This is a genomic window from Pseudomonas sp. H3_E04 (genome assembly GCF_054668915.1).
This window is the reverse complement of the sequence record NZ_CP162797.1, coordinates 2,062,226-2,089,121: the sequence shown is the minus strand read 5'-3', so window position 1 is coordinate 2,089,121 and position 26,896 is coordinate 2,062,226. Positions and strand designations below refer to the sequence as shown.

At 61.4% G+C, this 26,896-nt stretch carries 24 protein-coding genes; 12 read left to right on the top strand and 12 right to left on the bottom strand.

Annotated features, from left to right (window positions below):
- Positions 1-32: 32 nt before the first annotated feature.
- The 5 genes from AB4N53_RS09375 to AB4N53_RS09355 all read right to left on the bottom strand — a co-directional run bounded on the left by AB4N53_RS09375 (position 33) and on the right by AB4N53_RS09355 (position 6,298).
- The gene (locus tag AB4N53_RS09375; protein WP_460120031.1) at positions 33-1,316 is read right to left on the bottom strand and encodes an NAD(P)/FAD-dependent oxidoreductase; all 1,284 of its coding nucleotides are present in this window, start codon (positions 1,314-1,316) and stop codon (positions 33-35) included.
- Positions 1,317-1,464: 148 nt separating this feature from the next.
- Positions 1,465-2,829, bottom strand: coding sequence for a glutamine synthetase family protein (locus tag AB4N53_RS09370; RefSeq protein WP_460120029.1), 1,365 nt, complete (start codon positions 2,827-2,829; stop codon positions 1,465-1,467).
- Positions 2,830-3,403: 574 nt separating this feature from the next.
- Positions 3,404-4,303 carry a bestrophin family protein gene (locus AB4N53_RS09365; RefSeq protein ID WP_460120027.1) on the bottom strand — a complete coding sequence of 300 codons (900 nt, stop codon included), beginning with the start codon at positions 4,301-4,303 and terminating at the stop codon, positions 3,404-3,406.
- Between the two features lie 25 nt (positions 4,304-4,328).
- Positions 4,329-5,327, bottom strand: a complete 999-nt coding sequence (gene moaA, locus AB4N53_RS09360) for a GTP 3',8-cyclase MoaA (protein ID WP_016775169.1) — start codon at positions 5,325-5,327, stop codon at positions 4,329-4,331.
- A gap of 119 nt (positions 5,328-5,446) precedes the next feature.
- A complete protein-coding gene (locus tag AB4N53_RS09355) occupies positions 5,447-6,298 on the bottom strand; it encodes a CAP domain-containing protein (RefSeq protein ID WP_460120025.1) in 852 nt (283 codons plus the stop codon).
- Positions 6,299-6,496: 198 nt separating this feature from the next.
- Between AB4N53_RS09355 and AB4N53_RS09350 the strand changes: the two genes are divergently transcribed.
- The gene (locus AB4N53_RS09350) at positions 6,497-7,117 is read left to right on the top strand and encodes a cell wall hydrolase (RefSeq protein WP_460120023.1); all 621 of its coding nucleotides are present in this window, start codon (positions 6,497-6,499) and stop codon (positions 7,115-7,117) included.
- On the opposite strand, the gene AB4N53_RS09345 is transcribed toward AB4N53_RS09350, so the two are convergent.
- On the bottom strand, positions 7,114-7,827 hold the full coding sequence (locus AB4N53_RS09345) for a murein L,D-transpeptidase catalytic domain family protein (protein ID WP_281893641.1): 714 nt from the start codon (positions 7,825-7,827) through the stop codon (positions 7,114-7,116). The genes AB4N53_RS09350 and AB4N53_RS09345 overlap by 4 nt on opposite strands.
- Before the next feature lie 152 nt (positions 7,828-7,979).
- Between AB4N53_RS09345 and AB4N53_RS09340 the strand changes: the two genes are divergently transcribed.
- On the top strand, positions 7,980-9,596 hold the full coding sequence (locus tag AB4N53_RS09340; RefSeq protein ID WP_460120020.1) for a L,D-transpeptidase family protein: 1,617 nt from the start codon (positions 7,980-7,982) through the stop codon (positions 9,594-9,596).
- Positions 9,597-10,410: 814 nt separating this feature from the next.
- On the opposite strand, the gene AB4N53_RS09335 is transcribed toward AB4N53_RS09340, so the two are convergent.
- The 3 genes from AB4N53_RS09335 to AB4N53_RS09325 form a co-directional block, all read right to left on the bottom strand.
- Entirely contained in the window at positions 10,411-10,893 is a 483-nt protein-coding gene (locus tag AB4N53_RS09335) for an REP-associated tyrosine transposase (protein WP_130000218.1), read from the bottom strand.
- 960 nt (positions 10,894-11,853) lie between these two features.
- On the bottom strand, positions 11,854-12,471 hold the full coding sequence (locus AB4N53_RS09330) for a DNA-3-methyladenine glycosylase family protein (RefSeq protein ID WP_460120018.1): 618 nt from the start codon (positions 12,469-12,471) through the stop codon (positions 11,854-11,856).
- Between the two features lie 58 nt (positions 12,472-12,529).
- Positions 12,530-13,612: a bifunctional transcriptional activator/DNA repair enzyme AdaA gene (locus AB4N53_RS09325; protein WP_460120016.1), complete on the bottom strand. Its 1,083-nt coding sequence runs from the start codon at positions 13,610-13,612 to the stop codon at positions 12,530-12,532.
- 108 nt (positions 13,613-13,720) lie between these two features.
- Here AB4N53_RS09325 and AB4N53_RS09320 point away from each other — a divergent pair, with 108 nt between their 5' ends.
- The gene (locus AB4N53_RS09320; RefSeq protein WP_460120014.1) at positions 13,721-14,152 is read left to right on the top strand and encodes a VOC family protein; all 432 of its coding nucleotides are present in this window, start codon (positions 13,721-13,723) and stop codon (positions 14,150-14,152) included.
- Here the strand turns inward: AB4N53_RS09320 and AB4N53_RS09315 are convergent.
- The gene (locus AB4N53_RS09315; RefSeq protein WP_460120012.1) at positions 14,134-15,252 is read right to left on the bottom strand and encodes a carboxylate-amine ligase; all 1,119 of its coding nucleotides are present in this window, start codon (positions 15,250-15,252) and stop codon (positions 14,134-14,136) included. The genes AB4N53_RS09320 and AB4N53_RS09315 overlap by 19 nt on opposite strands.
- A 162-nt stretch (positions 15,253-15,414) precedes the next feature.
- Here AB4N53_RS09315 and AB4N53_RS09310 point away from each other — a divergent pair, with 162 nt between their 5' ends.
- The 4 genes from AB4N53_RS09310 (at position 15,415) to AB4N53_RS09295 (ending at position 19,630) form a co-directional block, all read left to right on the top strand.
- A complete protein-coding gene (locus tag AB4N53_RS09310; protein ID WP_460120010.1) occupies positions 15,415-15,690 on the top strand; it encodes a hypothetical protein in 276 nt (91 codons plus the stop codon).
- A gap of 195 nt (positions 15,691-15,885) precedes the next feature.
- Complete coding sequence (locus AB4N53_RS09305; protein ID WP_460120008.1) at positions 15,886-16,491, top strand: biliverdin-producing heme oxygenase; 606 nt, start codon at positions 15,886-15,888, stop codon at positions 16,489-16,491.
- A complete protein-coding gene (locus AB4N53_RS09300; RefSeq protein ID WP_460120006.1) occupies positions 16,488-18,725 on the top strand; it encodes an ATP-binding protein in 2,238 nt (745 codons plus the stop codon). Before AB4N53_RS09305 ends, AB4N53_RS09300 begins: the two co-directional genes overlap by 4 nt.
- A gap of 317 nt (positions 18,726-19,042) precedes the next feature.
- The gene (locus AB4N53_RS09295; protein WP_460120004.1) at positions 19,043-19,630 is read left to right on the top strand and encodes a LysE family translocator; all 588 of its coding nucleotides are present in this window, start codon (positions 19,043-19,045) and stop codon (positions 19,628-19,630) included.
- Positions 19,631-19,772: 142 nt separating this feature from the next.
- Here AB4N53_RS09295 and AB4N53_RS09290 read toward each other — a convergent pair whose 3' ends face one another.
- Positions 19,773-20,606, bottom strand: coding sequence for an AraC family transcriptional regulator (locus tag AB4N53_RS09290; RefSeq protein WP_460120002.1), 834 nt, complete (start codon positions 20,604-20,606; stop codon positions 19,773-19,775).
- A gap of 220 nt (positions 20,607-20,826) precedes the next feature.
- On the opposite strand from AB4N53_RS09290, the gene AB4N53_RS09285 reads away from it, so the two are divergent.
- Positions 20,827-21,219, top strand: coding sequence for a GFA family protein (locus tag AB4N53_RS09285; RefSeq protein ID WP_460120000.1), 393 nt, complete (start codon positions 20,827-20,829; stop codon positions 21,217-21,219).
- A gap of 310 nt (positions 21,220-21,529) precedes the next feature.
- On the opposite strand, the gene AB4N53_RS09280 is transcribed toward AB4N53_RS09285, so the two are convergent.
- Complete coding sequence (locus AB4N53_RS09280) at positions 21,530-22,360, bottom strand: alpha/beta fold hydrolase (RefSeq protein WP_460119997.1); 831 nt, start codon at positions 22,358-22,360, stop codon at positions 21,530-21,532.
- Positions 22,361-22,611: 251 nt separating this feature from the next.
- Here AB4N53_RS09280 and AB4N53_RS09275 point away from each other — a divergent pair, with 251 nt between their 5' ends.
- The 4 genes from AB4N53_RS09275 to AB4N53_RS09260 are packed head-to-tail and all read left to right on the top strand — an operon-like array spanning position 22,612 to position 26,846.
- Positions 22,612-23,067, top strand: a complete 456-nt coding sequence (locus tag AB4N53_RS09275; RefSeq protein WP_007956954.1) for a (2Fe-2S)-binding protein — start codon at positions 22,612-22,614, stop codon at positions 23,065-23,067.
- Positions 23,068-23,089: 22 nt separating this feature from the next.
- Positions 23,090-25,249, top strand: a complete 2,160-nt coding sequence (locus tag AB4N53_RS09270) for a xanthine dehydrogenase family protein molybdopterin-binding subunit (protein WP_460119994.1) — start codon at positions 23,090-23,092, stop codon at positions 25,247-25,249.
- 1 nt (position 25,250) lies between these two features.
- Positions 25,251-25,829, top strand: a complete 579-nt coding sequence (locus AB4N53_RS09265) for a hypothetical protein (RefSeq protein WP_460119992.1) — start codon at positions 25,251-25,253, stop codon at positions 25,827-25,829.
- Positions 25,830-25,883: 54 nt separating this feature from the next.
- On the top strand, positions 25,884-26,846 hold the full coding sequence (locus AB4N53_RS09260) for a sensor domain-containing diguanylate cyclase (protein ID WP_400555641.1): 963 nt from the start codon (positions 25,884-25,886) through the stop codon (positions 26,844-26,846).
- Positions 26,847-26,896: the final 50 nt, after the last annotated feature.

The following is a 26,896-nucleotide window of genomic DNA, read 5'->3' as shown; positions in this document are numbered from 1 at the left end:
CGCAGCCTTCGGCAGCTCCTACAGGTAATGGGTCAGCGCAACCGCTCAAGCATCTGGTAATACCACATCCCCGCCGCCAGCAACGGGTTGCCCAGCAGGTCGCCCATCGGCACGCGGATGTGCTGGCACGCGGCGAAGGTGTCGAACTGCTCCAGCTGCCCGGTGATTGCCCGGCTCATGATTTCGCCCATGATGTGCGTGGTGGCGATGCCGTGTCCCGAGTAGCCCTGGCAATACCAGACGTTGTCCGAGAGCTTGCCCAGTTGCGGAATGCGGTTGATGACGATGCCCATTGCGCAGCTCCACTGGTAATCGATCGGCACGCCTTTTAGCGCCGGGAACGTGCGCTCGATACAAGGGCGCAGTTCCGCAGCGATGTCGCGCGAATCCTTGCCGCTGTAGTTGGCGCCGCCGCCGAACAGCAAACGGCCGTCGGCGGTGAGCCGGTAGTAATCGAGGACGAAGCGGCAGTCGTACACGGCGAGGTCTTCGGGGTTGATCTGTTTCGCCAGATCACCCAGCGGCGCGGTGGTGACGATGCCGCCCATGGCCGGGAAAATCTTGCCCTTGAGCTGACCCGGTTCGAGCTTGTGATAGACATCCCCGGCGAGCATCACCTGACTGGCGTCGATCTGGCCGTGAGCGGTGCGCACGCCAGGGTTGTCGCCGTGAATGATCTCCAGCACTTCACTGTTCTCGAAGATCAGCGCGCCCAGGCTTTCGGCTGCGCGTGCTTCGCCAATGCACAGGTTGAGCGGGTGCAGGTGCATGTTGCGGGTGTTTTTGATCGCGCCGTGGTAGAGCTCGCTTTGCAGCAGATCGCGGACCTGGCTGCGGTCGAGCAGGCTCACTTCATTGGCCAATCCGCGACGCACGGCTTCGTCATAATCCTTGCGCAGATCGACCATGTGGCTTGGCTTGTACGCTGCGTGCAAATGGCCGTGTTTGAGGTCGCACTGGATCGCGTATTTCTCGACGCGCTGGCGGATGATTTCGTGCCCGCGCCAGCGCAGGTGCCAGATGAAATCGTCCACGTCATCGCCCAGTTTTGCGCGCATCTGCTTGCGCATTGCGCCGTCGCCGGAGAGGCTGCCGGTGACTTGCCCGCCATTGCGCCCGGTCGCGCCCCAGCCGATCTTGTGGCTTTCGACGATGGCGACTTTCAGGCCTTTTTCCGCCAGTTCGACGGCAGTGGCGACGCCAGTGAAACCGCCGCCGATGATTACCACATCGACCTTATGCCGGCCTTGCAGGGTCGGGTAGTCGGTGTCCTGGTTGAGGGTGGCGGTGTAGTAGGAATTGCAGCGAATGGTCATGTCGGGGTCCACAAAAAATTCTGGGTTCGAAGTGCATTCCCTGTGGGAGCGAGCCTGCTCGCGAAAGCGGTGTGTCAGTCACCCAAAATGTTGAATGTGATGACGCCTTCGCGAGCAGGCTCGCTCCCACAGGTTCGGTGTCGGATCGTTAGGCCTCGGTCAGATACCACCGCCAATCCTGCTCACCCACTTGCGCCATGAACTGCCGATACTCGGCACGCTTCACCGCCAGATACACCCCAAGGAATTCCTGGCCCAACGCCTCCCGCGCCCACTGGGAGTTTTCCAGCGCCTGCAACGAGGTCAGCCAATCGGTCGGCAACAATTCTTTTGCCTGAGCGTAACCATTGCCCTCGACCGGCGCGCCCGGATCCAGCTCTTCACGAATGCCGCGATGAATGCCGGCAAGGATCGCTGCCGCCGCCAGATAGGGGTTGGCGTCGGCGCCGCAGATGCGGTGTTCTATGTGCCGCGTAGGCGCCGGGCCGGCGGGTACGCGCAGGCTGACGGTGCGGTTGTCGACGCCCCACGTCGGCGCCAGTGGTGCGTAGCTGTTGGCCTGAAAGCGCCGGTAGGAGTTGGCGTTGGGGCAGAACAGCAACAGCGAATCCAGAAGAGATGCGAGCATGCCGCCGATCGCCGTGCGCAACAGCGGTGTGCCGGCCGGGTCTTCAGAGGCGAACAAATTACGCCCCTCGGCGTCGGCGAGGCTGACGTGCATGTGCATGCCGGTGCCGGCCAGATCATCGAACGGCTTGGCCATGAACGTCGCCTGCATGCCGTGCTTGTGCGCTACGCCTTTGACCAGACGTTTGTAGCGCACCGCTTGATCCATCGCCTCCAGCGCATCGCCGTGTTCGAGGGTGATTTCCACTTGCCCGGGGGCGTATTCGGAAATCGCCGTACGCGCCGGAATGCCGTGCAGTTTGCAAGCGCTGTAGAGGTCGGCGAGGAATGGCTCGATCTGCTCCAGCTCGCGCAAACCGTAGACTTGCGTGTGTCGCGGTCGCCCGCCGTCGGCGTCCAGCGCCGGTTGCGGGCGGCCGTTGTGATCGCGTTTGGCGTCGAGCAGATAGAACTCCAGCTCGCAGGCCATGATCGGGTGATACCCCTCGGCCTTGAGCCCGTCGATCACCTTGATCAGCAGGTGCCGAGGGTCAGCGATGCTCGCCGGCAGGCCCTCGCTCGGGTGCATGCTGACCTGCACGGCGGCGGTCGGAATCTGCCGCCACGGCAGGCGCACCAGACTGCCTTGCAGCGGATAGGCGCGGCAGTCGATGTCGCCGACGTCCCACACCAGCCCGGAGTTCTCGACGTCCTCGCCTTGCACGGTCAAACCGAGAATCGTGCTAGGCAAAGGCCGGCCGCTTTCGTACACGGCCAACAGCTCTTCACGGTGCAACAGCTTGCCGCGCGGCACGCCGTTGGCGTCGAGGATGAACAATTCGATCATGTCGATATCGGGGTTCTGTTCGAGGAACAGGCGTGCGTCTTCGATGGCTGCGAATTTCATGGCAAATCACTCACGGTGGCGCCGCACAGGCGCGCAGATTCGGCCGGACACGACGCGACAAAAAGGCGTAAGTGTCCCGGCAGGGATATCAGGAAATAGGGAAATTGACTGTCGCGGGTATCAAGCTCACGCGATCAGGCAGGAACGGCGATATCCGGCGGGCGTGCGGAGTGACGCAGCTTGGAACGGCGCAGGGCCATGGGCAGATTGACGATGCGGTTCATACGCAGCCCCGTTTGCAGTGGGTGCGTACAGCAGAGACGTGCAACCTTTGCGGTTGTTGTGGTGACGTACTCATAACGCGTGTTTCCGTTGGCGGAAAGCGTCGGTAGCAGGGCGAACCTGGCGACCGGTGTGCCCGGATAGTAAGGGGGAATTCGCGCGCGTGTAAATGGGAGATTCGTCGGTGGCGCTTACCGGCGTTTGGGCTGATTGACCGAGTTGCCTTTTTCGCGCGCAGGCTCGCTCCCACAAGAGAGTGCATTTCAACTGTGGGAGCGAGCCTGCTCGCGAATGGCCGCACTTCGGTCCAGAGTGAACACGCCGCGCCTTTCGTTGCTTGCCGTTGTGTCGTTCAGCGCAGCACGTAATCGTCCGGTTCCGGTGCGGGCGGCAACGGCAAGACGCCCAGTTCGTGCAGCACGTCGCGCTCCAGGGTGCGCACCAGGGCATCGGTCGGCAGATCGTTTTCATCGCGCCCGAACGGGTCTTCGAGTTCATCGGCAATCGCGTCGAAGCCGAAGAAGGTGTAGCTGACAATAGCCGTGAACAGCGGCGTCAACCAACCCAGCGATTGCGCCATGGCGAAGGGCAGCAGCAGGCAGAACAGGTAGATGGTGCGGTGCAGCAGTAGGGTGTAAGGGAAGGGCAGTGGCGTGTTCTTGATCCGGTCACACACGGCCTGGGCCTGACTCAGGCAGGTCAGATGATTGGCCAACAATTGATACCGCCAAGGCGACAGTGCACCGGCCGATTCCAGCCCGGAACACTGGCGCCCGACCTGATGAATGATCTGTCCGCAGTGATCCGGCGCAGCCCCATCGATCGGCGGGCTGACCCAGTCGGCACTGGCCTGCGCCTCACTGTCTCCACGCAGCCGCGCATTCAACGCATGGGCGAAACCGCACAGGTTGCGCAACAGTTGCCCACGCAGGCGGGTGTCATCGAGGCCTTGGGTTTCGCGCATCACCGCGCGCACCCGCAGCAGCACCTCGCCCCAGGCCTTGCGGCCCTCGTACCAACGGTCGTAACAGGCGTTGTTGCGAAAGCTGAGGAAAATCGACAGCGACAGGCCCAGCAGGGTGAACGGTGTCGCGTTGATCTTGGCGAAGTAGCTCGGCACAACGAGTTCGATCAGCACAATCGCCGCCGCCAGCAGGGTCAGCATCAAAGTGCGCACGGCGATGCGTTTGGCGATCGAGCCTCGGAGGGTGAACAGCACAGCGAACTGATTGGGTCTCGGTCTGACGATCATCTCGCGGTCCCGGTTGCGCGGCGAATCAGCCGCCGGTCATGTTCATGAAGCGCACCACTTGTACATCATCGTTGACTTCGAAGTTGTGTCGATACGGCTTGAGTTTCATCGCCTCGATGATCGCGTTTTCGAGGCGCTCCGGATGGCCCGGGTGGGCGCGCAAGACGGCTTTGAGGTCCATCGAATGCTCGTTGCCCAAACACAGCAGCAGACGACCTTCGACGGTCAGGCGCACGCGATTGCAGGTGCCGCAGAAGTTGTGGCTGTGCGGCGAAATGAAGCCCAGGCGAATGTTCGGTGCTTCGGCCACGCGCCAGTAGCGCGACGGCCCTTGCGTCGATTCGGTCGAGTCGATCAGGGTAAAACGTTCGGCAATGCGTTCGCGCACTTGCGCGCTGGAGTAGAAGGATTCGGCGCGGCTGTGTTCGGCGATCGCGCCCAGCGGCATCTCTTCGATGAAGGAAATATCCAGATCACGCTCGATGGCGAAACTGACCAGATCATTGATCTCGTGGTCGTTGCGCCCTTGCATCACCACGCAATTGAGTTTGGTGCGGGTGAACCCGGCGGCGCGGGCGGCATCGATGCCGTCGATGACCTGCGCCAGATCGCCGGTGCGGGTCAGCTCTTTGAAGCGCTGCGGATCGAGGCTGTCGAGGCTGATGTTCAGGCGCTTGACCCCAGCGTCGAACAGCGGCTGGGCCAGTCGGCCCAATTGTGAGCCGTTGGTGGTCAGGCACAGTTCCCGCAGGCCGGGCAGGGCGGCGATCTGTTCGCAAAGTTGCACGACACCAGGCCGGATCAGCGGCTCGCCACCCGTGAGGCGGATCTTGCGCGTGCCGAGGGCGACGAAGCTTTGCGCCACCTGAAACAGCTCTTCGAGGGTGAGGATCTGCTGGCGCGGCAGGAACTGCATGTCCTCGGCCATGCAATAGACGCAGCGAAAATCGCAGCGGTCGGTGACCGACAGGCGCAGATAATCCACGCGGCGGTTGTGACCATCGATCAATTCACGCTGTGTCATGGGCTCGCCTCGTGGATGTGGAACGCCGTCAGGGGGCGCAGATCGCGCAGGGTAGGCTGCGCTCGCCACGCCGTCCAATCACTCTGGCTGACCGAGTGATTGACGGCGTCGATGATGCCTTACGGTGCGCCAAACATTGCCGTCCAGTAAATACCGGCGTTGCTTTTCGGATCGGTCGCATAGGCGGCGCCCAGTTCCTGGTATTGCGGGTTCATCAGATTGGCGCAATGCCCGGGGCTGGCGAGCCAGCCGTCAACGACCTTGGCGACGGTGTCTTGCCCGGCGGCGATGTTTTCACCGACCAGTTGCCCACTGTAACCGGACAGCTCGGCGCGGTCGCCCGGCGTGCGGCCGTCGCGGTCCTTGTGGTCGAGGTAATTGTTGTTGGCCATGTCGCGGCTGTGATCCTGGGCAACGGTGCCCAGCGTGGCGTTCCAGGCCAGCGGTGCTGCCGCCGCGAAGGCCTGGCCGCCGCACTGACGGGCCTGACTGCGCGCGGCATTGAGTTGCGCCAGCAGCTTTTGCCCTTCGCTTTGCGCATCGCCGAGTTTCGCCGTCAGCAACGGCCGCGCGAGGACGATGCGCCAGTCGCGGTCAACGCGGTTGACGCCGATATCGACAAACTGCGGGTCGAGCACCACCTGACAGAAGCTTTCCTGAATCGCCTTCATTGCAGACGCCGCATCGCGCGGGCCGTTGAGGGTAATCGCCTGCACGTTGACCATCGGGTAGTGGGCGCTGGTCATGGCCTGCTGCAAATCGACCGCGCCGCTGGCCGGCAGGCGCAGCCGTGGATCGGCCGACAGCGGTGGCAACTCGTTCGACGCCTGCGTGCCGCAACGCTGCGGCTGGCTGCGATAGCTGTTGATCGACTCGATCAATTGCAGTTCATCGGCGGCCAGCGCCGAGGTGGCGAAAAACACGCCCAGCGACAATGCGGCACAACGCAAAACGGACGGCATGAAGCGCATGGAAATCTCCCTTGAGCTGAATGCGCCCATGATGCGCGAAAGGCCCCCGGTGGGTGAATGTCTTTTTCTTTGCGGCGGAATTTTTTCTCCGCTGGTGTGCCCGCGCATTTGCTCGCTACACTCTGCGAAGACCCCGCAAACCGGGCGTCTCCCCGACGTAACATCTTGCCCCGCACGGGCGCTGACGGAAGAACCGACATGGGATTGAAAGGCTGGGTGGGCGGTTTGTTGTGTATCGTTTTAACCGGTGCAGCATGGGCCGGCGCGCAGGCGCCGATCGAGGCCAAGGCCGAACAGAAAGCCGAGGTGCTCGAAGAGAAAGCGGCGGATAAAGTCAGCGCCGCACCGGCACCTAAATCCGAAGCCATCACCCCGACCGAAGCGCAGGCGGTGGACCCGGCCGGCGCCGCGCCGCTGGACGATCCGCTGACCTGTCTGGCGCGCAGCATCTACTGGGAAGCCAAAGGCAAGGACACCCCGGAAATGGAAGCCGTCGCCAGCGTGGTGATGAATCGTCTTGGCCATGAAGGCTTTCCCGACACAGTCTGCGCAGTGGTCAAGCAGGGTTCGGAAAGCGGCAATTGCCAGTTTTCCTGGTGGTGCGATGGCAAGCCGGATCAGGTCAAGGAAGACGCCGAATACACGCTGGCCAAGGAAATCGCTGGCAAGGCGTTGAACCGCCAGCTCAAGGACCGCACGCGCGGCGCCTTGTATTTCCACGATCGCGGCGTGCACCCGAGCTGGGCCAAGGCCTATCGCAACACGGCGCAGACCGGCAGGTTCCTCTTCTACAAACCCGCCGGGGGCGACGCGCGTTAACTGGCGTGGGTGTTGAGAATGCTCGCCACCTGCTGCGGCTGGCAGTTCAGGTACGGCGACTTTTGCAGCCAGCGCTGATCCGGATACCAGGAAAACATGAACTGGCCGTTCTTCAGGCGATCGATCACCTGTTTGGCGATCTGCGGCCGCACGGCGGGGCAACCCTGACTGCGGCCGATACGCCCCTGACGCTTGCTCCACAGCGGGTTCACGTAACTGGCAGCATGAATCACGATCGCGCGATCGCGGGCCAGGTCATTGAAGCCGGGTTCCAGCCCATCCATGCGCAGCGAATAGCCGTGGGTACCTTCATAGCTTTCCTGAGTGCGGAACAGGCCGAGGCTGGACTGATAACTGCCTTCGCGATTGGAAAACTGCGTGGCGAAGTTCTCCCCGGAGTTGGAGCCGTGGGCGACCAGATCGCGCAGCACCAGCTTCTTTTTAGTCAAGTCGAAGATCCACAGGCGGCGCTCGGTGGACGGTTGCGAATAATCGATGATCGCCAGATGTCGCGAGGGTTTCGCGCCGTTGTTGACCGCGCATTGCATGGCGTTCAATGCACCTTTGAGCGCTTGGGGATTGAGTTCCGGCGCGGCGTGGGCGAGGCTGTTGTAGAGAACCGGCGATGGCTTGCCGGCGGCAAATACTGGGCTGGTCACGGCGACAAGGGTCGCGGTGCTCAACAGAAGTCGGCGCAAAAACGTCAACATTTTATAAAGTGTCCTCAACTTGCTACATAAACGGCACTTTGGCTCCTGACTCCCAGTCAATACCCGCAGGCTCGCGGTTCGAGCCTGACTGTTCAGCGCACCTGATGTAAGGTTGACCGTCATCTGGACGGCCATGGATTGGAGTAAAGCAGTTGTTCAAAAAGTACGCATGCTACTTGAGCATTTGTTTGCTCGCTGCGCCGTTTGTCGCTTGCGCCGATGAGCCGCTGCCCCCGCTCGAAACCCTGGCTACGCCTGAAACGCAATTGCCGGTAGAGCCGCGCAGCCCGTTGCAGGCGGTTTTGATCAGCCTGGCGCAGTCGTGCCCGCCGATTGCCGCGCGCCTCAACGGCCCGGCCTTGAGCCAATTGCAGGCGTTCTATGAACAGCAGGACTGGATGCCGGTGTGGGCGAGTGAGTCGGCACGCTTACCGGCCTTGCGCGCGCAATTGCAACTGTTGGCCGACGATGGACTGAACCCGAGTCGCTACGCGGTCGCGACGACATCGCCGCAGGACGGCGAGTTGTGCGCCGACATCGACATCAGCCGCAACTACCTGCAGGCCTTGCAGGATCTGCATTACGGCCGTCTGTTGCAATCGCATTTCGAACCGCTGTGGCGTGTCGACGGCCCGCCGACCGACCGTCAGGCGCAATTGCTCAGCATTGCCGTGCCGGGCATGAACGATATTGCTGCAGCGTTCGACCTGGCGCGTCCGCATCTGCCGCAATATCAAAGCCTGCGTCAGCTATATGCCGCGCAACGCTTGCAAGTCTTGCCGCAATGGCAGCCGGTGGGCAACGGCCCGTTGCTGCGCCCGGCGATGGCAGACCCACGCGTGCCGGAACTGGCCCGACGGTTGTACAGCGAAGGCTATCTGGCACATGCGCTGGTGACGCCGGACAACGCTTACGATGACGTGTTGGTGGAGGCAGTGAAGCATTTTCAGGCCACTCATTCGTTACAGGCTGACGGTGTGGTCGGCCCAGGCACCATTGCTGAGCTGAACATCAGCCCGCTGACCCGCCGCGATCAGTTGCGCGTCAATCTCGAACGTTTCCGCTGGATGGCCCAGGACATGGAGCCCAGCGGGCTGGTGGTCAACGTTGCGGCCGCTGAGTTGACGCTGTATCAGGGCGGTCAGCCGGTGTGGCAGACCCGCACCCAGGTCGGCCGCGCCGAGCGCCAGACCCCATTGCTCAAATCCCGCGTCACCCGCCTGACACTAAACCCGACCTGGACCGTGCCGCCGACCATCTGGAAAGAAGACAAGCTGCCGGAAATCCGCAAGGACCAGACCTTCCTCAGTCGCCAGAACCTGCAAGTGCTCGACGCCAATGGTCAGCCTCTGGCAGCGGCCGATATCGATTGGGACAACCCCGGCAACATCCTCCTGCGCCAGGACGCCGGCCCGCGCAATCCGCTGGGGCAAATGGTCATCCGCTTCCCCAATCCGTTCTCGGTGTACCTGCACGACACGCCGAGCAAGGCGCTGTTCGACAAGGGACCGCGAGCGTTCAGCTCCGGCTGCGTGCGCGTCGAGCACCCGTTGCAACTGCGCGATCTGCTGCTGTCTCCGGCGGAAAAGACCCGCACCGATACGTTGCTGGCAAGCGGTACCACTCATGAATTTCGCTTATCGGCGCCGGTACCGATCCTGATGACCTACTGGACGGCGCAAGTCGACAACACCGGGCATGTACGCTACGCACCAGACATCTACAGCCGCGACAGCGCATTGCTGGTGGGGCTGGATCGGGCACATTGACGTTGTACGGAGCGTACATCAGCAGTGATGTTGCCCGACCCGACGCTTTCGCAAGCAAGCCCGCTCCCACAGGGGAATCGATGGTGTTGGAAGATTTTGCGTCTGGCGCCAGTTGAATGTGGGAGTGGGCTTGCTCACGAAGAGGGAGGCACATTCAGCAACGATATTGCCTGACCTGACGCTTTCGCGAGCAAGCCCGCTCCCACAGGGGAATAGGTGGTGTTGGAAGATTTTGCGTCTGGCGCCAATTGAATGTGGGAGTGGGCTTGCTCACGAAGGCGGCGGTACGGTCAGCAGCGATGTTGCCTGACCTGACGCTTTCGCGAGCAAGCCCGCTCCCACAGGGGGATTGATGGTGTTGGAAGATTTTGCGTCTGGCGCCAGTTGAATGTGGGAGTGGGCTTGCTCACGAAGAGGGAGGCACATTCAGCAACGATATTGCCTGACCTGACGCTTTCGCGAGCAAGCCCGCTCCCACAGGGGGATTGATTGTGTTGGGAGATTTTGCGTCTGGCGCCAGTTGAATGTGGGAGTGGGCTTGCTCACGAAGAGGGAGGCACATTCATCAACGATGCTGCCTGACCCGACGCTTTCGCGAGCAAGCCCGCTCCCACAGGGGGATTGATTGTGTTGGGAGATTTTGCGTCTGGCGCCAGTTGAATGTGGGAGTGGGCTTGCTCACGAAGGCGGCGGTACGCTCAGCAGCGATGTTGCCTGACCTGGCGCTTTCGCGAGCAAGCCCGCTCCCACAGGGGGATTGATTGTGTTGGGAGATTTTGCGTCTGGCGCCAGTTGAATGTGGGAGTGGGCTTGCTCACGAAGGCGGAGGTAGGGTTCGACTGACCCAAATTGCATCCCAGAGTGAGTAATCATCAAGCTTTTGCACCAGACCCGCGCGTAGCGGGTTGGCCACTACATATCTGGCCATTTGCACCAGACTCTCTTCTTGCCGTAGCGCACGATCATGAAAACCCTGTTGCCACAGGCTACCTGTTCGACCGCTCGCCACATTGATGGCTCTGGTGCTCAGGGATTTCGTCTGGCACATCAGTTGTCCCAGTGTTCCATTTTGCAACTGGACCAACCAGTGGAAATGATCCGGCATGACCACCCAGGCCAACGTATCGGCCAAACCTTCTGTTTGCGCTCGCTGGAACTGGTTAGCTACTAATCTGCCGAGATCGTGATTCTTGAAAACCGGCTCGCGATGCAAGGTGTTGGCGGTGAGCAGGTAAATGCGGTTCTGTTCGCAAAAGCGGCCGATTCTGAGACGGTGAGACGAATATCGTTCGGGCATTCCTTTGCCTTGTTCATGATTGATTGGAGTGAAAGGCTAGCCGAGCTGGAAGAGCCGGACGTGATGATTGTTGGCAGGATGTGTCTGCGTATCAGATTCCTGCTGATGGGATTCAGCATCGATGTTGCCCGACCCGACGCTTTCGCGAGCAAGCCCGCTCCCACAGGGGAATCGGTGGTGTTGGGAGATTTTGCGTCTGGCGCCAGTTGAATGTGGGAGTGGGCTTGCTCACGAAGACGGCGGTACGCTCAGCAGTGATGTTGCCTGACCTGACGCTTTCGCGAGCAAGCCCGCTCCCACAGGGGAATCTGTGGTGTTGGAAGATTCTGCGCCTGCGCCAGTTGAATGTGGGAGTGGGCTTGCTCACGAAGAGGGAGGCACATTCAGCAACGATGTTGCCTGACCTGACGCTTTCGCGAGCAAGCCCGCTCCCACAGGGGATTGATGGTGTTGGAAGATTTTGCGTCTGGCGTCAGTTGAATGTGGGAGTGGGCTTGCTCACGAAGACGGCGGTACGCTCAGCAGTGATGTTGCCTGACCTGACGCTTTCGCGAGCAAGCCCGCTCCCACAGGGGAATCTGTGGTGTTGGAACATTCTGCGCCTGCGCCAGTTGAATGTGGGAGTGGGCTTGCTCACGAAGAGGGAGGCACATTCAGCAGCGATGTTGCCTGACCTGACGCTTTCGCGAGCAAGCCCGCTCCCACAGGGGTATTGATGGTGTTGGGAGATTTTGCGTCTGGCGCCAGTTGAATGTGGGAGTGGGCTTGCTCACGAAGGTGGCGGTACGGTCAGCAGTGATGTTGCCTGACCTGACGCTTTCGCGAGCAAGCCCGCTCCCACAGGGGGATTGATGGTGTTGGAAGATTTTGCGTCTGGCGCCAGTTGAATGTGGGAGTGGGCTTGCTCACGAATAGGGCAGCAAATTCAGTGCAGATGGTTGAGTTGACTGCGTTTGATGCCTAGCCCTTGCCCACCCGCCACAAATACCACGCCGCCACCGTGCGATACGGGCTCCAGGCTCGGCCGATTTCGATCATTTGTTTGCGTGTGGGCTGGATTTCCAGGGCTTTCAAACGTCGATAACCCTCGCGCACGCCAAAGTCATCGGCGGGGAGGATGTCCATGCGTTCGAGGCTGTAGATCAGCAGCATTTCCACTGTCCAGCGACCGACGCCGCGCAAACTGGTGAGGCGTTCGATCAACGTTTCATCGTCCAGCGCCCGCGCAGTCGGGTAATCCGGCACCAGGCCATCCAGCGTCGCCTGTGCAATCCCCTGAATCGTGACGATCTTGCTCGCTGAAAACCCGCAAGCACGCAGTTGCTCGACATCAGTAGCCAAAATCTGCTCGGGACGCGGAAACGCCTGCCCGGGAAACGAGCTCACCAAACGCCCGAGAATCGCATCGCCAGCCTTGGCGTGCAGTTGCTGATAGGCAATCGCGCGGACCAGCGACTCATAGGGATCGCGCGCCGGATGTGGCTGATGCAGACACGGGCCAACCGCGCGGATATGGCGCTGCCAGTCAGTGTCCACTGCGGCCAGAAAAGCGCTGGCCACGCCATACCCGTCAGCCATGCTGCTGTGAAGCGGTCGTACTCATCCACATCCCTTTTTGCCTGATGGATTGCATGCTTCAGAATGCCAATTGCTGGGTGATTTGCAGGGCTGCGTTTTCCAGCCTGAGCAGAAACGCCTTGCGGGGTTGTCCGCCACCATAGCCGGTCAGCGAGCCGTCCGCGCCAATTACCCGGTGACAGGGCACCACGATCGAAAGACGATTGTGCCCGTTGGCCAAGCCCACCGCACGGCTGGCGCCGGGTTTGCCCAGCCCGGCGGCGATAGCGCCGTACGTGCTGGTGTGGCCATAGGGAATTTGCAGCAGCGCCGCCCATACCTCGCGGGCGAACGCGCTGCCGGGCAGGTGTAGCGCCACGCTGAATTGGCTGAGTTTGCCGGCAAAGTAATCCGCCAGCTCCACTTCGATTTGCTGCAAATGCGCGTTGTGCCCCGGTGCGACCGCGTAGCCATAGCGGTTCTGCAGTGCTTCGACCTCGCGGGTCAGCGCCGGGCGATCGAGAAATTCCAGCAGCACCAGCCCGCGACGTTCAGCCATGGCGATCATCGGCCCCAGCGGCGTGGTCAGGCGGGTGAACAGCAACGGCTCACTGTTGGCGGCGCGGCCAGGGGTGATGTGGAAAGACTTCTGAAACGCGTCGCGAAAGCCGCTCAGCGATTCATAGCCGGAATCGAACGCGGCGTGATCGATCGACGTGCCTTGCCTGATTCCGCCCAGCGCCATGCCGAGGCGGCGGGTGCGCAGCCAGGCGTGGAAGGTCATGCCGAAATGCTGTTTGAACCAGCGCCGCAGCTTCAGCGGCTCAATGCCTTCAGCAAGTAATTGCGCATCGCTCCAGCGCCGTTCCGGATCGGCGTCCACCGCGCTGAGCAGGCGCTGCACCCAATCCGGGGCGATGGCCGCCGCGTCCAGCGGTTTGCAGCGCAGGCAGGCGCGATAACCGGCGCACAGGCATTCATCGGCGTGGGCGAAGAATTCGACGTTTTCCGGTTTCGGTTTGCGCGCCGTGCAACTGGGGCGGCAGAAGATCCCGGTGGTTTTAACGGCCGTGAAGAACACGCCTTCATAGGCAGTGTCGCGTTCGAGCATGGCGCGAACCATTTCGGCGTGGGGCGGCAGGACAGCGGCTGGTATGTTCATGGGCTGAGAGTAAATCCACTTCGTCGATGGCTCCACCGAAAAATCGACAGTGAATTTTTTCGCTTGTGCAGCACAATGAGCGGGTCGCCGCTTTCCAGGAAACCACCCATGCATCCGTTTTCCATTCAGCACATCGACCATATCGTCCTGCGCGTTGCCGACCTGCAACGCAGCATCGATTTCTACGGCAACGTGTTCGGCGCCGAAGTGGTCAGGCATAACCAGCCGCTGGGGCTGGTGCATTTGCGTGCCGGTACATCGATGATCGATCTGGTCGATCTGGCAGGCGAACTCGGGCGCAAGGGCGGCGGCGCAGCGCAGACGTTCAAGCGCAACGTCGATCACTTCTGCTTGCGCATCGAGCCGTTCGACGAAGCCGCGCTCATCGCTCATTTGCAATCATTAGGGCTGACCGTGGAAAAAGCCGCCCGACGCTTCGGCGCCGAGGGCTACGGCCTGTCGTTGTACTGTTTCGACCCGGACGGCAATCAGGTCGAACTCAAAGGCCCGTCCGAGAGCGATCAGCCAGCCGTTTCCTGAAGCAGCAGCTCGGCCACTTGCCCGAGGGCCGAGCGGCCGTTTTGCGGTTGTTCAGACGCCAGGTTGAACAGCGCCAGTTGCCGGTCGGCGCTGGTGCCGCTGGCGATGATCGCGCGAGCCCGTTCGAACAACTGCGCCGTGCCCAACGCCTGCGCAGTATCGGCAAAACGCTGCTCGGCCAGCTCCAGCCACTGCGCGATCGAGCAGTCGCCGTCGATGCCTTCGACCAGAAAGCGCGCATGAATCCCCAAGCGTTTTGCCCGCCAGCGATTTTCTTCCAGCATCGAACGCGCGGTCTGGTCGTACAGCAAACCGGGGCGCCGCTGTGCACTGGCGTGGGCCACCAATACACGGAAAAACGCCGCCAGGGTCAATGCATCGTCGACTCGAGGGCAGGCGTCGGTCATGCGCAATTCGAGGGTGGGATACAGTGCGGCCGGGCGCACACCCCACCAGCACTCGCCGGGCTGAGTGATCGCGCCGGTGCGCGTCAGAAAGGCGAGGTGCTCGTCGTAATGGCGCTGATCGGCAAACAGCGGCGGAACGCCCATGCGTGGCCACTCGTCACACGCCGTCTGCCGATAACTCATGAAACCACTAACGACGCCATCCCAGAGGGGCGAGGAACAGCTCAGCGCCAACAGCAGCGGCGTCCATGGCAGCACTTCGTTCATCACGGCGATGCGATCCAGCGGCTCGACTACCTCGACATGCACATGCAGGCCCGATAGCACGCTGCGGCGAGCGACATGGCCGTAGCGTTCGAACAGATACCGGAAATGTTCTTCGTCGGTCGGAACCTGCTCGCGCCAGTCGGCCAGCGGATGACTGCCGGCGCTGAGCACGCCCAGAGCAAACGCCTCAAGGGCTGCACGCAGGGCCTGACGGCTGCCACGCAGAAAATCACTGGCGTGCACAAAGTCGCTGAACACCGGAGAAGCCACTTCGATCTGGCCCTGAAACATCTCCGTGGCAAACCACACACCCAGCGCCGCTCGGCATGCCTCGATGGCCTGTGGCGGCGGACTGCCGACCATGCGCAGGGTCTGCAGGTCAGTGAGAAAGTACTCTTCCTCAATGCCGAATCGCGGGTGGCTCATGACGGTGCTCGAGCAAGTGTTTCTCTTGAGAACCGTGCGCCGTTACGGTGGTTCACGCCAGGCGACCAGTGCCCCCGCGAATGCACCGTTGGTCTTGTCCATTGCACTTGAGCGGCCAAGGCGTTTCCAAACAAGTCCGATCAACGTGTTCTGGAGGCAGACATGAGCAACCCATCCAGCAACGACAAAGCGCTTAACCAAACCGTCAATCCCAACGACGACGGCTTCGTCATCGGCACGGCCGGGCGTGATGAAGATCCTAACGCCACCACCGACTGGGACGTCAGCCGTGACAACGAAGATGTCATGACGCCGGACGATACTCGCGGTCTGCCCGGTTATCCCGGGGCGGAAAAAAATAACCCTTCGAAACCCGTTCTCGACAGCAGCGTGCCGGCCAACGGCGATCCATCGGTGCAGAACGACGGCGCTGATTGAGGTGGTCAGCGGTGGCAGGATGATGGCGTCGGTCGAACTTTTTTGATCCGGCGCCACTCTGAACGTGTCATAGGGTCGCGGTTTGGCAGAAATAATCGTCTTGGCAGGCTGAAACACTGTCTGTCGTGATAAATTCCTCCCCACGTCGAGCCCACCCAGAATGGCCCCTGCCGGGTCCCACCAAGAGCGATCTACATGCAAGCAAAGGCCCGTGAGGTTTATGTGCCACCGGTGCTGCAAGATCTGCGGGCCGGCACAGCCGAACTGCACATCGCACTGGAAAAACGCCTTCCTTTTTTCACCGATACCCTCGATACCCCCGCTTTCGAGCGCTTGATGCAGGCCTACTACGGTTTCTACCTGCCGTTGGAGCAGGCCTTGCTTGCCAGTGGCGCGGTCCCGGACGATTTTGATCTGACACCTCGACTGAAGGCTCAAACCCTGCGCGCCGACCTGCGTGCGCTGGGCGCAGCCACAGATGATTTGCCGCTGTGCGAGGATCTGCCAGCCATCGACTCCAGCGCCGCCAGTCTCGGCGTTTTGTACGTGCTCGAAGGCGCGACCCTCGGCGGGCAGATCCTGCGTCGGGAGATCGCCGCGCGGCTGAATCTGGACGCCGACAATGGTGCTGCCTTCCTCGATGTCTACGGCGCGGCCACGGGGCGGCGCTGGCGCGAATTCATCGAATACCTGAGCAACCGGCCCATGGCGGTCAGCGAACGCGCGGCCGTGGTCAGCGCAGCACAAACCACATTCAGCTGTTTCGAGCAGTGGCTCGAGCGCCAGGAGGTACTGGCATGAACCCGCAAGACTCACAAGCCTTTGAAGAACTGCTGGCCAACTGTGCCGACGAGCCGATCCGCTTTCCCGGCGCGATCCAGCCGCATGGTTTGCTGCTGACCCTGACCGAGCCTGCGCTGCAGATCATTCAGGTCAGCGCCAACGTCGAAACCCTGCTGGCCCGCGCGCCCGAATCCTTGATCGGCCAGCCACTGCACAGCCTGATCGGCGCCGAACACGCCGCGCAAGTGCTGGAAGCCTTGCAACAGGCGACGTTCTCCGAGGCGGAGCCACTGCGTTTCGAGCTCAACGGCACCGCGTTCGAAGGTTTGCTGCACCGGCATCAGGGCGTGCTGATTCTCGAACTGGAAATTCATGTGAAGAATTTCCAGCCGCGCAACGTCGCCGGGGTCAATACCCACTTGGGCCGCATGCTCCAGCGCCTGCAAGCGGCAACCACGCTGCAGGCCTTGTACGACATCAGCGTCAAGGAAATCCAGGCGATGACCGGTTACGACCGGGTGCTGATCTATCGCTTCGAGGAAGAGGGCCACGGTCAGGTCATCGCCGAAGCGTCCGATCCGTCGATGGAAGTGTTCAACGGTCTGTTTTTCCCTGCTTCGGACATTCCCGAGCAGGCGCGTGAGTTGTACCGCACCAATTGGCTGCGGATCATCCCCAACGCTGATTATCAGCCAGTGCCGCTGGTGCCAAAACTGCGCCCCGACACGCAGACGCCGCTGGACCTCAGTTTCGCCACGCTGCGCAGCGTCTCGCCGATTCACTGCCAGTACATGAAGAACATGGGCGTGCTGTCGTCGATGAGCATTTCCCTGCTCAAGGGCGACAAGCTCTGGGGCCTGATCAGCTGCGGCAATCGCCAGCCGCTGCACGTGCCGCATGAATTGCGCATGGCTTGCCAGACCATCGGCCAGGTTCTGTCTTTGCAGATCAGTGCCATGGAATCCCTTGAGCTGACCCGTCAGCGTGAGGAAAAGGTCGAGGCCCTGGCGCGGCTCAATCAGGCGATGGTCGATTCGCCGCAAAATGTTTTCGACGGCCTTGCCCAGCAGCCAGCGACGCTGATGGCATTGGTCAATGCTGGTGGCATTGCGATCATCGAAGACAAGCAACTGCACCGTTACGGCAACTGCCCTGAACCGGAAGACATTCGCGCGCTGCACAAATGGCTGCAGGCGCGCGGCGAGCCGGTGTTTGCCAGCCATCATCTGTCCAGTGTTTATCCGCCGGCGGCGCAGTATCAATCGGTGGCCAGTGGTGTGCTCGCCCTGAGCCTGCCCAAACCCGTGGACAACGGCGTGCTGTGGTTCCGTCCGGAGGTGAAGGAAAACATCAACTGGAGCGGTGACCCGCGCAAACCACTCGATCTGGAAAACTCCGACGCCGGCCTGCGCCTGCGGCCGCGTACCTCGTTCGAGATCTGGAAAGTCGAGATGGCCGGGATTTCCACCAAATGGAGCCACGGTGACCGGTTCGCCGCCAATGACCTGCGTCGTTCGGCGCTGGAAAACGATCTGGCCCGTCAGGTACGTCGTGAGCAGGAGGCGGTACAGGCACGCGATGATCTGGTAGCGGTGGTTTCCCACGACCTGCGCAACCCGATGACGGTGATTTCCATGCTCTGCGGCATGATGCAGAAAGCCTTCAGCTCGGAGGGTGCGCATACTTCGCGGCGAATTTCCACGGCGATCGACACCATGCAGCAGGCCACCGCGCGGATGAATACGCTGCTGGAGGACCTGCTCGACACTTCGAAAATCGACGCCGGGCGCTACTCCATCACCCCGCAGGCGCTGGAGGTCGGGCTCATCTTTGAAGAGGCCCAAGCGTTGCTGTCGCCTCTGGCCCATGACAAGGACATCAGCATTTCCTTCCAGGCCGATCCCGACCTGCGCATCCACGCCGACCCCGAGCGGCTGTTTCAAGTGCTGTCGAACCTGGTGGGCAACGCCATCAAGTTCACCCCACGCATGGGCACCGTCGGCGTGCACGCGAAATCGGTGGGCGACGAGATCGTGTTTATTGTGCGTGACAGTGGTGAAGGCATTCCCAAGGAGCACTTGCCGCATGTGTTTGATCGCTACTGGACGGTGAAGGAAGGTAACCCGACTGGTACGGGCCTGGGTTTGTACATCACCCAAGGCATCGTCGAAGCCCATGGCGGACAGATCGTCGCCGAGAGCGAGCCGGGGCAGGGCAGCGAATTCCGCTTCACCGTGCCGCGCCTGGCCTGAGTGGCCTTGTAGGAGTGAGCCTGCTCGCGATGCATCGTTGCAGGTACATATTGATTGAACGTACCGACGCCATCGCTGGCAAGCCAGCTCCCACAGGTTTTGTGGGGGGCGAGATTCGAGTTTTACGCAAAACCCTGTGGGAGCGAGCCTGCTCGCGAAGACGTCAGTCCAGCCAACACCGGGCTGACTGATCCACCGCTTTCGCGAGCAGGCTCGCTCCCACAGCGATTCGCATCCTCAGGGTGATTTTCTTCAATACCAGGCAAACGCTGCCCGCTACGTTAGCCACCTCGTTCCTCGTTTGAAGCAGGTGTGCAATGAGTCTGATTCTTTCCATGGCGGCCTTTGCCCTCGCCGCATCCATCACCCCCGGGCCGGTCAATATCGTCGCCTTGAGTTCTGGCGCGCAGTACGGTTTCCGCGCCAGCCAGCGGCATGTCGCCGGGGCGACGTTGGGATTTGTGCTGTTGCTGGTGCTGATGGGCCTGGGCCTGCATGAAGTCCTGCAATTGTGGCCATTCATGACCCGGGTGGTGCAATGGGCCGGGGTGGCGTTTCTGTTGTTCATGGCCTGGAAACTCGCCAGCGATGACGGCCAGTTGCACGCCAACGAGTCCGGCCGCGCACCGTCGATGCTCTATGGCGCGGTGATGCAATGGCTCAACCCCAAGGCCTGGCTGGCGTGCGTGGCCGGCATGGGCGCGTTTGTCGCTGATGGCGAAGCGCGGCTGGTCTGGCAGTTTGCGGCGGTGTATCTGGTGATCTGCTATCTGTCGGTTGGTTGCTGGGTATACGCCGGGACGTTTTTGCGCGGGTATCTGAGCAACGCGGCGGGGATGCGCTGGTTCAATCGGTTGATGGCGTTGTTGCTGGCGGTGAGTGCGGGTTATCTGCTGATCGCCTGATTGACAGGTCAATTACAAAACCCTGTGGGAGCGAGCCTGCTCGCGAACGCGGTGGATCAGTCAGTGAAGTGTTGAATGACACACCGCTTTCGCGAGCAGGCTCGCTCCCACAAGGGTTCGGTGTTCAACTTTGAGTATGAAGTCAGCCGCGATACTGCCCTGGCGTCGCCGCCAGGTGCTGTTTGAACGCTCGCTGAAAATGCGCCTGGTCGGCAAACCCGGCCTCCAAGGCCACATCGGCAATCAATCGCCCACTGCGCAAGCGCTCGCGGGCGAACTGGATGCGCTGGTTGACCACGAACGCATGGGGCGTCATCCCGTAACGCTGCTTGAACGCGCGAATCAGGTATGACGGCGACAGCTGCGCCGCCGCGCAAATCGCCTCAAGGCTGAGCGCTTCGGTGCAATGTCCCCGGATGAAATGAGCGGCGCGTTCCAGCTTGAAATTCGGCTCATCAACGGGCTCATCCGCCGGATTCAGACGCAGCTGCAAATCACTGAAAAACTCCACAGCCGCGCTCTGTTTCGCCAGTGCCTCCAACTGATCGTCAACCAGCACTTCATACAACCCCAGCAACTTGCCGAACAACTCGGCATCGGCCAGATGCGTGTCGCAAAACCGCCGAAACTCCAGCTCAGCGGCAAACCCCAACTGATGCTGCACATCCGTCAGCCACGGCGTTTCGACATACAACATCACGTACGACCACGGCTGATCATCGATCGGATTGCATGCATGCACATCGCCGGGGTTCATCAGCACCACGGTGCCGGCCGCCACCTCGTACTGCGCCTGTTCGTGCACATAAGTACTGCGCCCGGCGGTAATCGCGCCGATGGAAAAATGCGCATGGGAATGCCGCGCATAACAGACTTCACGCCCATCCGCGATGGCCCGCGCTTCGATGAAGGGCAGGGCGTCGTCGCGCCAGAAGCGCGGGGCTTTCTCGGGGTTTTTCGCAGCGGCGTGTTTCATCGTGATCGTCCCGGCAGGTCTGCGCCTGAGTGTATTAGCTCTGGCCGTGGAATGCCTGTTGCGATTTGCGCGTTGTCCGGGTCTTGCGACATCTGCAGCAATCCCCCTCGGCAGGTCGAAAGCAATGATGCAAGCTGCAATAGGCTGCATGGCGTAACACTGCGGTTCTTTAAACGCTATCTGGCGATCGTGTTTATCAAAAGTGCGAAGGAGCTAAACCATGAAGACATTTACTGGCGGCTGCCTGTGCGGCGCTGTGCGTGTTCAGGCCACGGGCGAGCCTTACCGCGTCGGGCTGTGCCATTGTCTTGACTGTCGCAAGGTCCACGGCGCGCTGTTTCATGCCTCGGCGATTTTTCCTCAAGACGCGGTGACAATTACCGGCGAAACCCATGACTACCAGGGGCGGCACTTTTGTCCGCGCTGTGGCTCGTCGGTGTTCAACCGCAGTGGTGATGAGGTCGAGGTCAACCTCGGCGCGCTGGATGCGCCGGATCAGTTGAAGCCGACCTATGAGAGCTGGATTGTGCGGCGTGAATCCTGGCTGCCGGATTTTCCGCTGGCCAGGCATTACCGTGGTGATCGTGAAGGCAAAGGGCGGGCAGAGGGATAGGCAATTGATTCAACCTTCAGCACACCTGCGATTTCTGCGGGAACGAGCCTGCTCGCGATAGCTATCTCAGAGATCCGAATGAATGGCGGATCTCCCCTAATCCCTGTGGGAGCTGGCTTGCCAGCGATGGCGGCCTTCCAGCCGACCAGTCTCTGACGGATATACCCGGTTCCGACTGTGGGAGCGAGCCTGCTCGCGAAGGCTGAGTGTCATTCGCAGATAATTAGACTGGAGCGACGCCTTCCCGGGCAAGCCCGCTCCCACAGGGGATCAGTGTTTGCCAATATCGCGGTAATCATGATTGAGGCGATTACCCGCGAATAAACGCCAACAAATCCGCATTGATCGTTTCCGCTTGCGTCGTCGGCATGCCATGCGGAAAGCCCGGATACGATTTCAGGGTTCCATTGGGTAGCAGTTTCGCTGACAGCGGTCCGGAGTTGGCGTACGGCACGATCTGGTCATCCTCGCCGTGCATCACCAACACCGGCACGGTGACTTTTTTCAGGTCTTCGGTGAAGTCGGTCTGCGAGAAGGCGACGATGCCGTCGTAATGCGCCTTGGCCCCGCCGATCATGCCCTGGCGCCACCAGTTGGCGATGATGCCTTCCGACGGCTCGGCGCCCGGGCGGTTGTAGCCGTAGAAAGGTCCACTGGGCACATCACGATAAAACTGCGCACGATTTGCCGCCAACTGCGCCTGAAAGCCATCGAACACTGATTTCGGCAAACCACCCGGGTTGCTTTCGGTCTGCACCATCAGCGGTGGCACGGCGCTGATCAACACCGCTTTGCTGACCTTGTCCTGACCATGCCGGGCGATGTAATGGATCACCTCACCGCCGCCGGTGGAATGGCCGACATGCACAACGTTGCTCGTACCCAGATGATTGACCACCGCCAGCACATCGTCGGCGTAGTGGTCCATGTCGTGGCCATCCCCAACCTGGCTCGAGCGCCCGTGCCCGCGTCGATCATGGGCAATTACCCGAAAGCCCTGTGCCAGGAAAAACAGCATTTGCGCATCCCAGTCATCGGAACTGAGCGGCCAGCCGTGGTGGAAGTGGATCACCGGCGCGTCGCGCGGGCCCCAGTCCTTGTAGAAGATGTCGACGCCGTCTCGAGTGGTGACAAAGCCCATAGGTGCTGCTCCTGACTCAAAGGAAGGTCAACCGCGACGCGTCGCGGAACGAATGTGCAGAGGTACGACGACTCACTGCGAGCCGTTATCAACTGTAGGAGCAAAGCTGCGGTCTGCATGACCGCTGGTCACAACGTCTGGCTTGCCGCGCATTTTAGGCTTTGCTGAAAGGGATAAGCGCGGGCATCCGTAGGTTTGTGCGACCACAGTGACGCCCCTTCGCCACACCGAGAGTCTGAGGAAATCATCCGATGCTGACCCTGAATATCAATGGCAAGGATCAGGAGCTCGATGTCCCCGCCGACATGCCGCTGCTCTGGGTTCTGCGCGATGTCGCGCACCTGACCGGGACCAAGTTCGGTTGCGGCATGGCCCAGTGCGGTGCCTGCACCGTGCACGTTGACGGCGCGCCATTGCGCTCATGTATCACTCCGGCCACTGCCGTCGCCCATGGCCAGAAGATTCTCACCATCGAAGGCTTGTCCAGCGATGGCTCGCATCCGGTGCAGCAAGCCTGGGCTGAACTCGATGTGGTGCAGTGCGGTTACTGCCAGTCCGGGCAGATCATGTCCGCCGCCGCGTTGCTGGCGAAAATTCCCAAGCCCACCGACAGCGATATCGATCAGGCGCTCTCCGGCAATATCTGCCGCTGCGGCACCTATCCGCGCATTCGTGCAGCGGTCAAACGCGCCGCCGACATCGGCTGATTCAATCTCTGGGAGATAGACGATGAACAGTCCGGTATCACGTCGGGGTTTTCTCAAGGGCAGTGCCGTATTGGGTGGCGGCCTGATGGTGGCGTTTGTGGTGCCTGGGGCCAATCGCTTCGCCCGCGCGGCAGAAAACCAGAAGACGTTCGCGCCCAACGCGTTCCTGCGCATCGCGGCGGACAACAGCGTGACCGTGCTGCTCGGCCATTCGGAAATGGGCCAGGGCATCTGGACTGGCCTGACCATGCTGATTGCCGAGGAACTGGACGCCGACTGGTCGAAAATCCGCGTCGAGCACTCGCCAGCCTCGGCGGCGGATTATGGTCTGCCAGCGTTCGGCGGCATGCAGATCACCGGAGGCTCGACCTCGACCTGGATGGAATTCGACCGCTACCGACTGGCCGGGGCAACGGCACGGCAGATGCTGGTCGAGGCCGCAGCGAAACGCTTCGACGTTGCGCCGTCGACGATCCGCACCGAAGCCGGGGTGGTCATCGCCGGGGACAAACGCGCGACTTACGGCGAACTGGCCGATGCCGCCGGGCAGTTGCCGGTGCCGGATCTGAAAACCATCACGCTCAAGGAAGCCAAGGACTGGAAAGTCATCGGCAAACCAACCAAACGTCTCGACACTCCTGAAAAGATCACCGGCCGCGCCAAATTCGGCATGGACGTGCAGTTCGAAGGCCTGATGACCGCGATGGTCGCCCGCGCCCCGGTGTTCGGTGCCACGGTGAAATCCTTCGAAGGCGCCGCAGCGCTGGCCATTCCCGGCGTGCACAAGGTGGTGCAAGTGCCCAGCGGAGTAGCGGTGGTGGCCGAGCATTTCTGGGCGGCGAAGCTGGGCCGTGATGCGCTGAAGGTCGATTGGGACTTGGGACCGCTGGCCGACATGAGCAGTGAGAAACTCCTCGAGAGTTTCCGCAAACTGGCGGCGACGCCGGGCACCTCGGCCACGCAGGCTGGAGATGCCAAGGCCAATTTCGGCAAAGCCGCGAAGAAAATCGAGGTCGAATACAGCGTGCCGTATCTGGCCCACGCGCCGATGGAACCGCTCAACTGCACGGTGAAAATCAGCGCCGGCAAATGCGAGATCTGGACCGGTACGCAGTTTCAGACCCTCGACCAAATGGTCGCCAGCAAGATCACCGGGCTCAAGCCCGAGCAGGTCGAAATTCACACCGAGTTCCTTGGTGGTGGTTTTGGTCGCCGCGCCAATCCGACCTCGGATTTTGTCGCCGAAGCGGTGCAAGTAGCGAAAGCGGCAGGCCTGCCGGTGAAAACCGTGTGGGCGCGCGAGGATGACATTCGCGGCGGCTATTACCGCTCTATGTACTTGCACAAGGCCCAGGTCGGACTGGGCGCTGACGGCTTGCCGATGAGTTGGCAGCATGTGCTGGTGGGGCAGTCGATCATGACCGGGACGATGCTCGAGGCTGCGATGGTCAAGAACGGCATCGATGCGACTTCCGTCGAGGGCGTCGCCGACAGCCCGTACATAAAGGATATGCCTCATCATCAGGTCGACCTGCATTCGCCGCAGACCGGCATCAACGTGTTGTGGCTGCGTTCGGTGGGCCATACCCACACGGGTTTCGTCATGGAATCGCTGATCGATGAACTGGCGACGGCGGCGGGCAAGGATCCGGTGGAATACCGACGCACGCTGCTCAAGGCGCATCCGCGCCACCTCGGCGTGCTCAATCTGGCGGTGGAGAAGGCCAACTGGGGCGCGCCGTTGCCGGCCGGGCATGCTCTGGGCGTGGCGGTACACGAGTCGTTCGGCAGCTACGTGGCGCAGGTTGCCGAGGTCTCGCAGGACAATCTGGCGATTCGCGTGCATCGGGTGGTCTGCGCCGTGGACTGCGGGATTGCGGTGAATCCGCAGAGCATTGCCGCACAAATGGAATCGTGCATCACCTTCGGCCTCGGCATGGCCCTGCACAGCAAGCTAACGGTCAAGGATGGCGGCGTCGTGCAATCCAACTATCACGATTATCAGGTGCTGCGGCTCAACGAAATGCCGGTGGTGGAAGTGCATATCGTCCCCAGCAGTGAGAAACCCGGCGGCATCGGCGAACCCGGCGTGCCACCGACCGCGCCGGCCGTGGCCAACGCAGTGTTCGCCCTGACCGGGCAACGCCTGCGCGAATTGCCACTGCAACTGTCGGGGGTGTGAAATGAAACGACATCTTGTGCTGGGCACCGTCGTTTTGCTGGGGCTCGGAGGCTATGCTTCGGACCTGTTTGCCGAGGATCAGCAGGCACTGCAAGCCTTTGGCACGGTGCAGAAAGTGTTCCAGAGCCCGCGCTGCCAGAACTGCCACATTCCCGGCGATTCGCCGTTGCAGTTCGACGCCGGCATACCCCATGCGATGAATGTCGTGCGCGGGATGGACGGCAAGGGTGCCGCCGGTTTGCCGTGCGCCACCTGCCACGCCGAAAGCAATCCGCCTGCCAGTTACGGCCCCCATGCGCCGCCGGGTGCGCCGCACTGGAGCCTGCCGCCAGCGGCGCACAAAATGGCCTGGATCGGCCTGCCCCCGGACAAACTCTGCGCGATGATCAAGGACCGCGCGAGCAACGGCGATCGGGATTTCGCCGCTCTGTTAAAACACGTCAGCGAAGACAAACTGGTGCTGTGGGGCTGGAATCCCGGGGCAGGGCGCGCACCGGTACCGGTGCCGCACGACATTTTCGTTGCGCAGTTCAAGCTGTGGGCCGATGCCGGCGGGCCGTGTCCGGTGGCGCAAATGTGATGCCCCGACGATTAAGCGCTACGCTGAACGCATGACTGTCTACGGAGTGTGCGCATGCTGGTGCCCGGAAAACCTGCCAATGAAGCTGCACGAATCGACGCCTTGCACGGCCTCAATCTCGACTCGGCGCCCGAAGAGCGCTTCGATCGCCTGACGCGCCTGGCCAAGCGCTTGTTCAACGTGCCGATCGCCCTGGTCACGCTGGTCGACAAGGATCGCCAGTGGTTCAAGTCTTGTGTGGGTCTGGATGTCAGCGAGACGTCCCGCGATGTTTCGTTCTGCGGCCATGCGATTTTGCAAAACGAGCTGATGTTGGTCCCCGATGCGCTGGAGGATCTGCGTTTCCATGACAATCCACTGGTTACCGGCGCGCCGAACATTCGCTTTTACGCCGGGTACCCATTGACCGTGCCGGATGGCAACAAGATGGGCACCTTGTGCCTGATCGATACCAAACCCCGCCATCTCGACGATGAAGAGCGCGCGCTGCTGCGCGACCTCGCGGAAATGGCCGAGCAGGAGTTGATGGCGGTGCAAATGGCGAGCATGGATGAACTGACGCTGCTGTCCAATCGCCGTGGGTTCAAGCAGCTGGCCCAACATGCACTGGATGCTTGCGCGCGCCTCAATCGCCCGGCGACGCTGCTGTTTTTCGACCTCAACGATTTCAAGCAGATCAACGATCTGTACGGCCATGCCGAAGGTGACAGTGCGCTGAAGACCTTCGCCGATGTGCTGCGCATTGCCTTTCGCGAGAGCGACGTGGTCGGGCGCTTGGGCGGCGATGAGTTCGTCGCGTTGCTGACCGGCTCCAGCCACGTTGAAACCACGCGGATCATGGCGCGGCTCAAGGAAATCCTTGAAGAGCGCAACGCCACGTTGCACCGAGGTTATGCGATTCGCTTCAGTGTCGGCCAGATCGAATACGACCCCACGCGACACGAAACCGTCGACCGCCTGCTGGCCGATGCGGATGGCGCGATGTATGCGCACAAACAGGCGCTGAAAGGCTGTTAGCTCCGGCGCAAATCATAGGTAGGTGTGAGCCTGCTCGCGATGGCGGTGTA

Bases quoted from the DNA above. Each gene is read 5' to 3' on its own strand.
- AB4N53_RS09375 (WP_460120031.1), bottom strand. From the start codon at position 1,316: ATGACCATTCGCTGCAATTCCTACTACACCGCCACCCTCAACCAGGAC.
- AB4N53_RS09370 (WP_460120029.1), bottom strand. From the start codon at position 2,829: ATGAAATTCGCAGCCATCGAAGACGCACGCCTGTTCCTCGAACAGAAC.
- AB4N53_RS09365 (WP_460120027.1), bottom strand. From the start codon at position 4,303: ATGATCGTCAGACCGAGACCCAATCAGTTCGCTGTGCTGTTCACCCTC.
- moaA (WP_016775169.1), bottom strand. From the start codon at position 5,327: ATGACACAGCGTGAATTGATCGATGGTCACAACCGCCGCGTGGATTAT.
- AB4N53_RS09355 (WP_460120025.1), bottom strand. From the start codon at position 6,298: ATGCGCTTCATGCCGTCCGTTTTGCGTTGTGCCGCATTGTCGCTGGGC.
- AB4N53_RS09350 (WP_460120023.1), top strand. From the start codon at position 6,497: ATGGGATTGAAAGGCTGGGTGGGCGGTTTGTTGTGTATCGTTTTAACC.
- AB4N53_RS09345 (WP_281893641.1), bottom strand. From the start codon at position 7,827: ATGTTGACGTTTTTGCGCCGACTTCTGTTGAGCACCGCGACCCTTGTC.
- AB4N53_RS09335 (WP_130000218.1), bottom strand. From the start codon at position 10,893: ATGCCCGAACGATATTCGTCTCACCGTCTCAGAATCGGCCGCTTTTGC.
- AB4N53_RS09330 (WP_460120018.1), bottom strand. From the start codon at position 12,471: ATGGCTGACGGGTATGGCGTGGCCAGCGCTTTTCTGGCCGCAGTGGAC.
- AB4N53_RS09325 (WP_460120016.1), bottom strand. From the start codon at position 13,612: ATGAACATACCAGCCGCTGTCCTGCCGCCCCACGCCGAAATGGTTCGC.
- AB4N53_RS09320 (WP_460120014.1), top strand. From the start codon at position 13,721: ATGCATCCGTTTTCCATTCAGCACATCGACCATATCGTCCTGCGCGTT.
- AB4N53_RS09315 (WP_460120012.1), bottom strand. From the start codon at position 15,252: ATGAGCCACCCGCGATTCGGCATTGAGGAAGAGTACTTTCTCACTGAC.
- AB4N53_RS09310 (WP_460120010.1), top strand. From the start codon at position 15,415: ATGAGCAACCCATCCAGCAACGACAAAGCGCTTAACCAAACCGTCAAT.
- AB4N53_RS09305 (WP_460120008.1), top strand. From the start codon at position 15,886: ATGCAAGCAAAGGCCCGTGAGGTTTATGTGCCACCGGTGCTGCAAGAT.
- AB4N53_RS09300 (WP_460120006.1), top strand. From the start codon at position 16,488: ATGAACCCGCAAGACTCACAAGCCTTTGAAGAACTGCTGGCCAACTGT.
- AB4N53_RS09295 (WP_460120004.1), top strand. From the start codon at position 19,043: ATGAGTCTGATTCTTTCCATGGCGGCCTTTGCCCTCGCCGCATCCATC.
- AB4N53_RS09290 (WP_460120002.1), bottom strand. From the start codon at position 20,606: ATGAAACACGCCGCTGCGAAAAACCCCGAGAAAGCCCCGCGCTTCTGG.
- AB4N53_RS09285 (WP_460120000.1), top strand. From the start codon at position 20,827: ATGAAGACATTTACTGGCGGCTGCCTGTGCGGCGCTGTGCGTGTTCAG.
- AB4N53_RS09280 (WP_460119997.1), bottom strand. From the start codon at position 22,360: ATGGGCTTTGTCACCACTCGAGACGGCGTCGACATCTTCTACAAGGAC.
- AB4N53_RS09275 (WP_007956954.1), top strand. From the start codon at position 22,612: ATGCTGACCCTGAATATCAATGGCAAGGATCAGGAGCTCGATGTCCCC.
- AB4N53_RS09270 (WP_460119994.1), top strand. From the start codon at position 23,090: ATGAACAGTCCGGTATCACGTCGGGGTTTTCTCAAGGGCAGTGCCGTA.
- AB4N53_RS09265 (WP_460119992.1), top strand. From the start codon at position 25,251: ATGAAACGACATCTTGTGCTGGGCACCGTCGTTTTGCTGGGGCTCGGA.
- AB4N53_RS09260 (WP_400555641.1), top strand. From the start codon at position 25,884: ATGCTGGTGCCCGGAAAACCTGCCAATGAAGCTGCACGAATCGACGCC.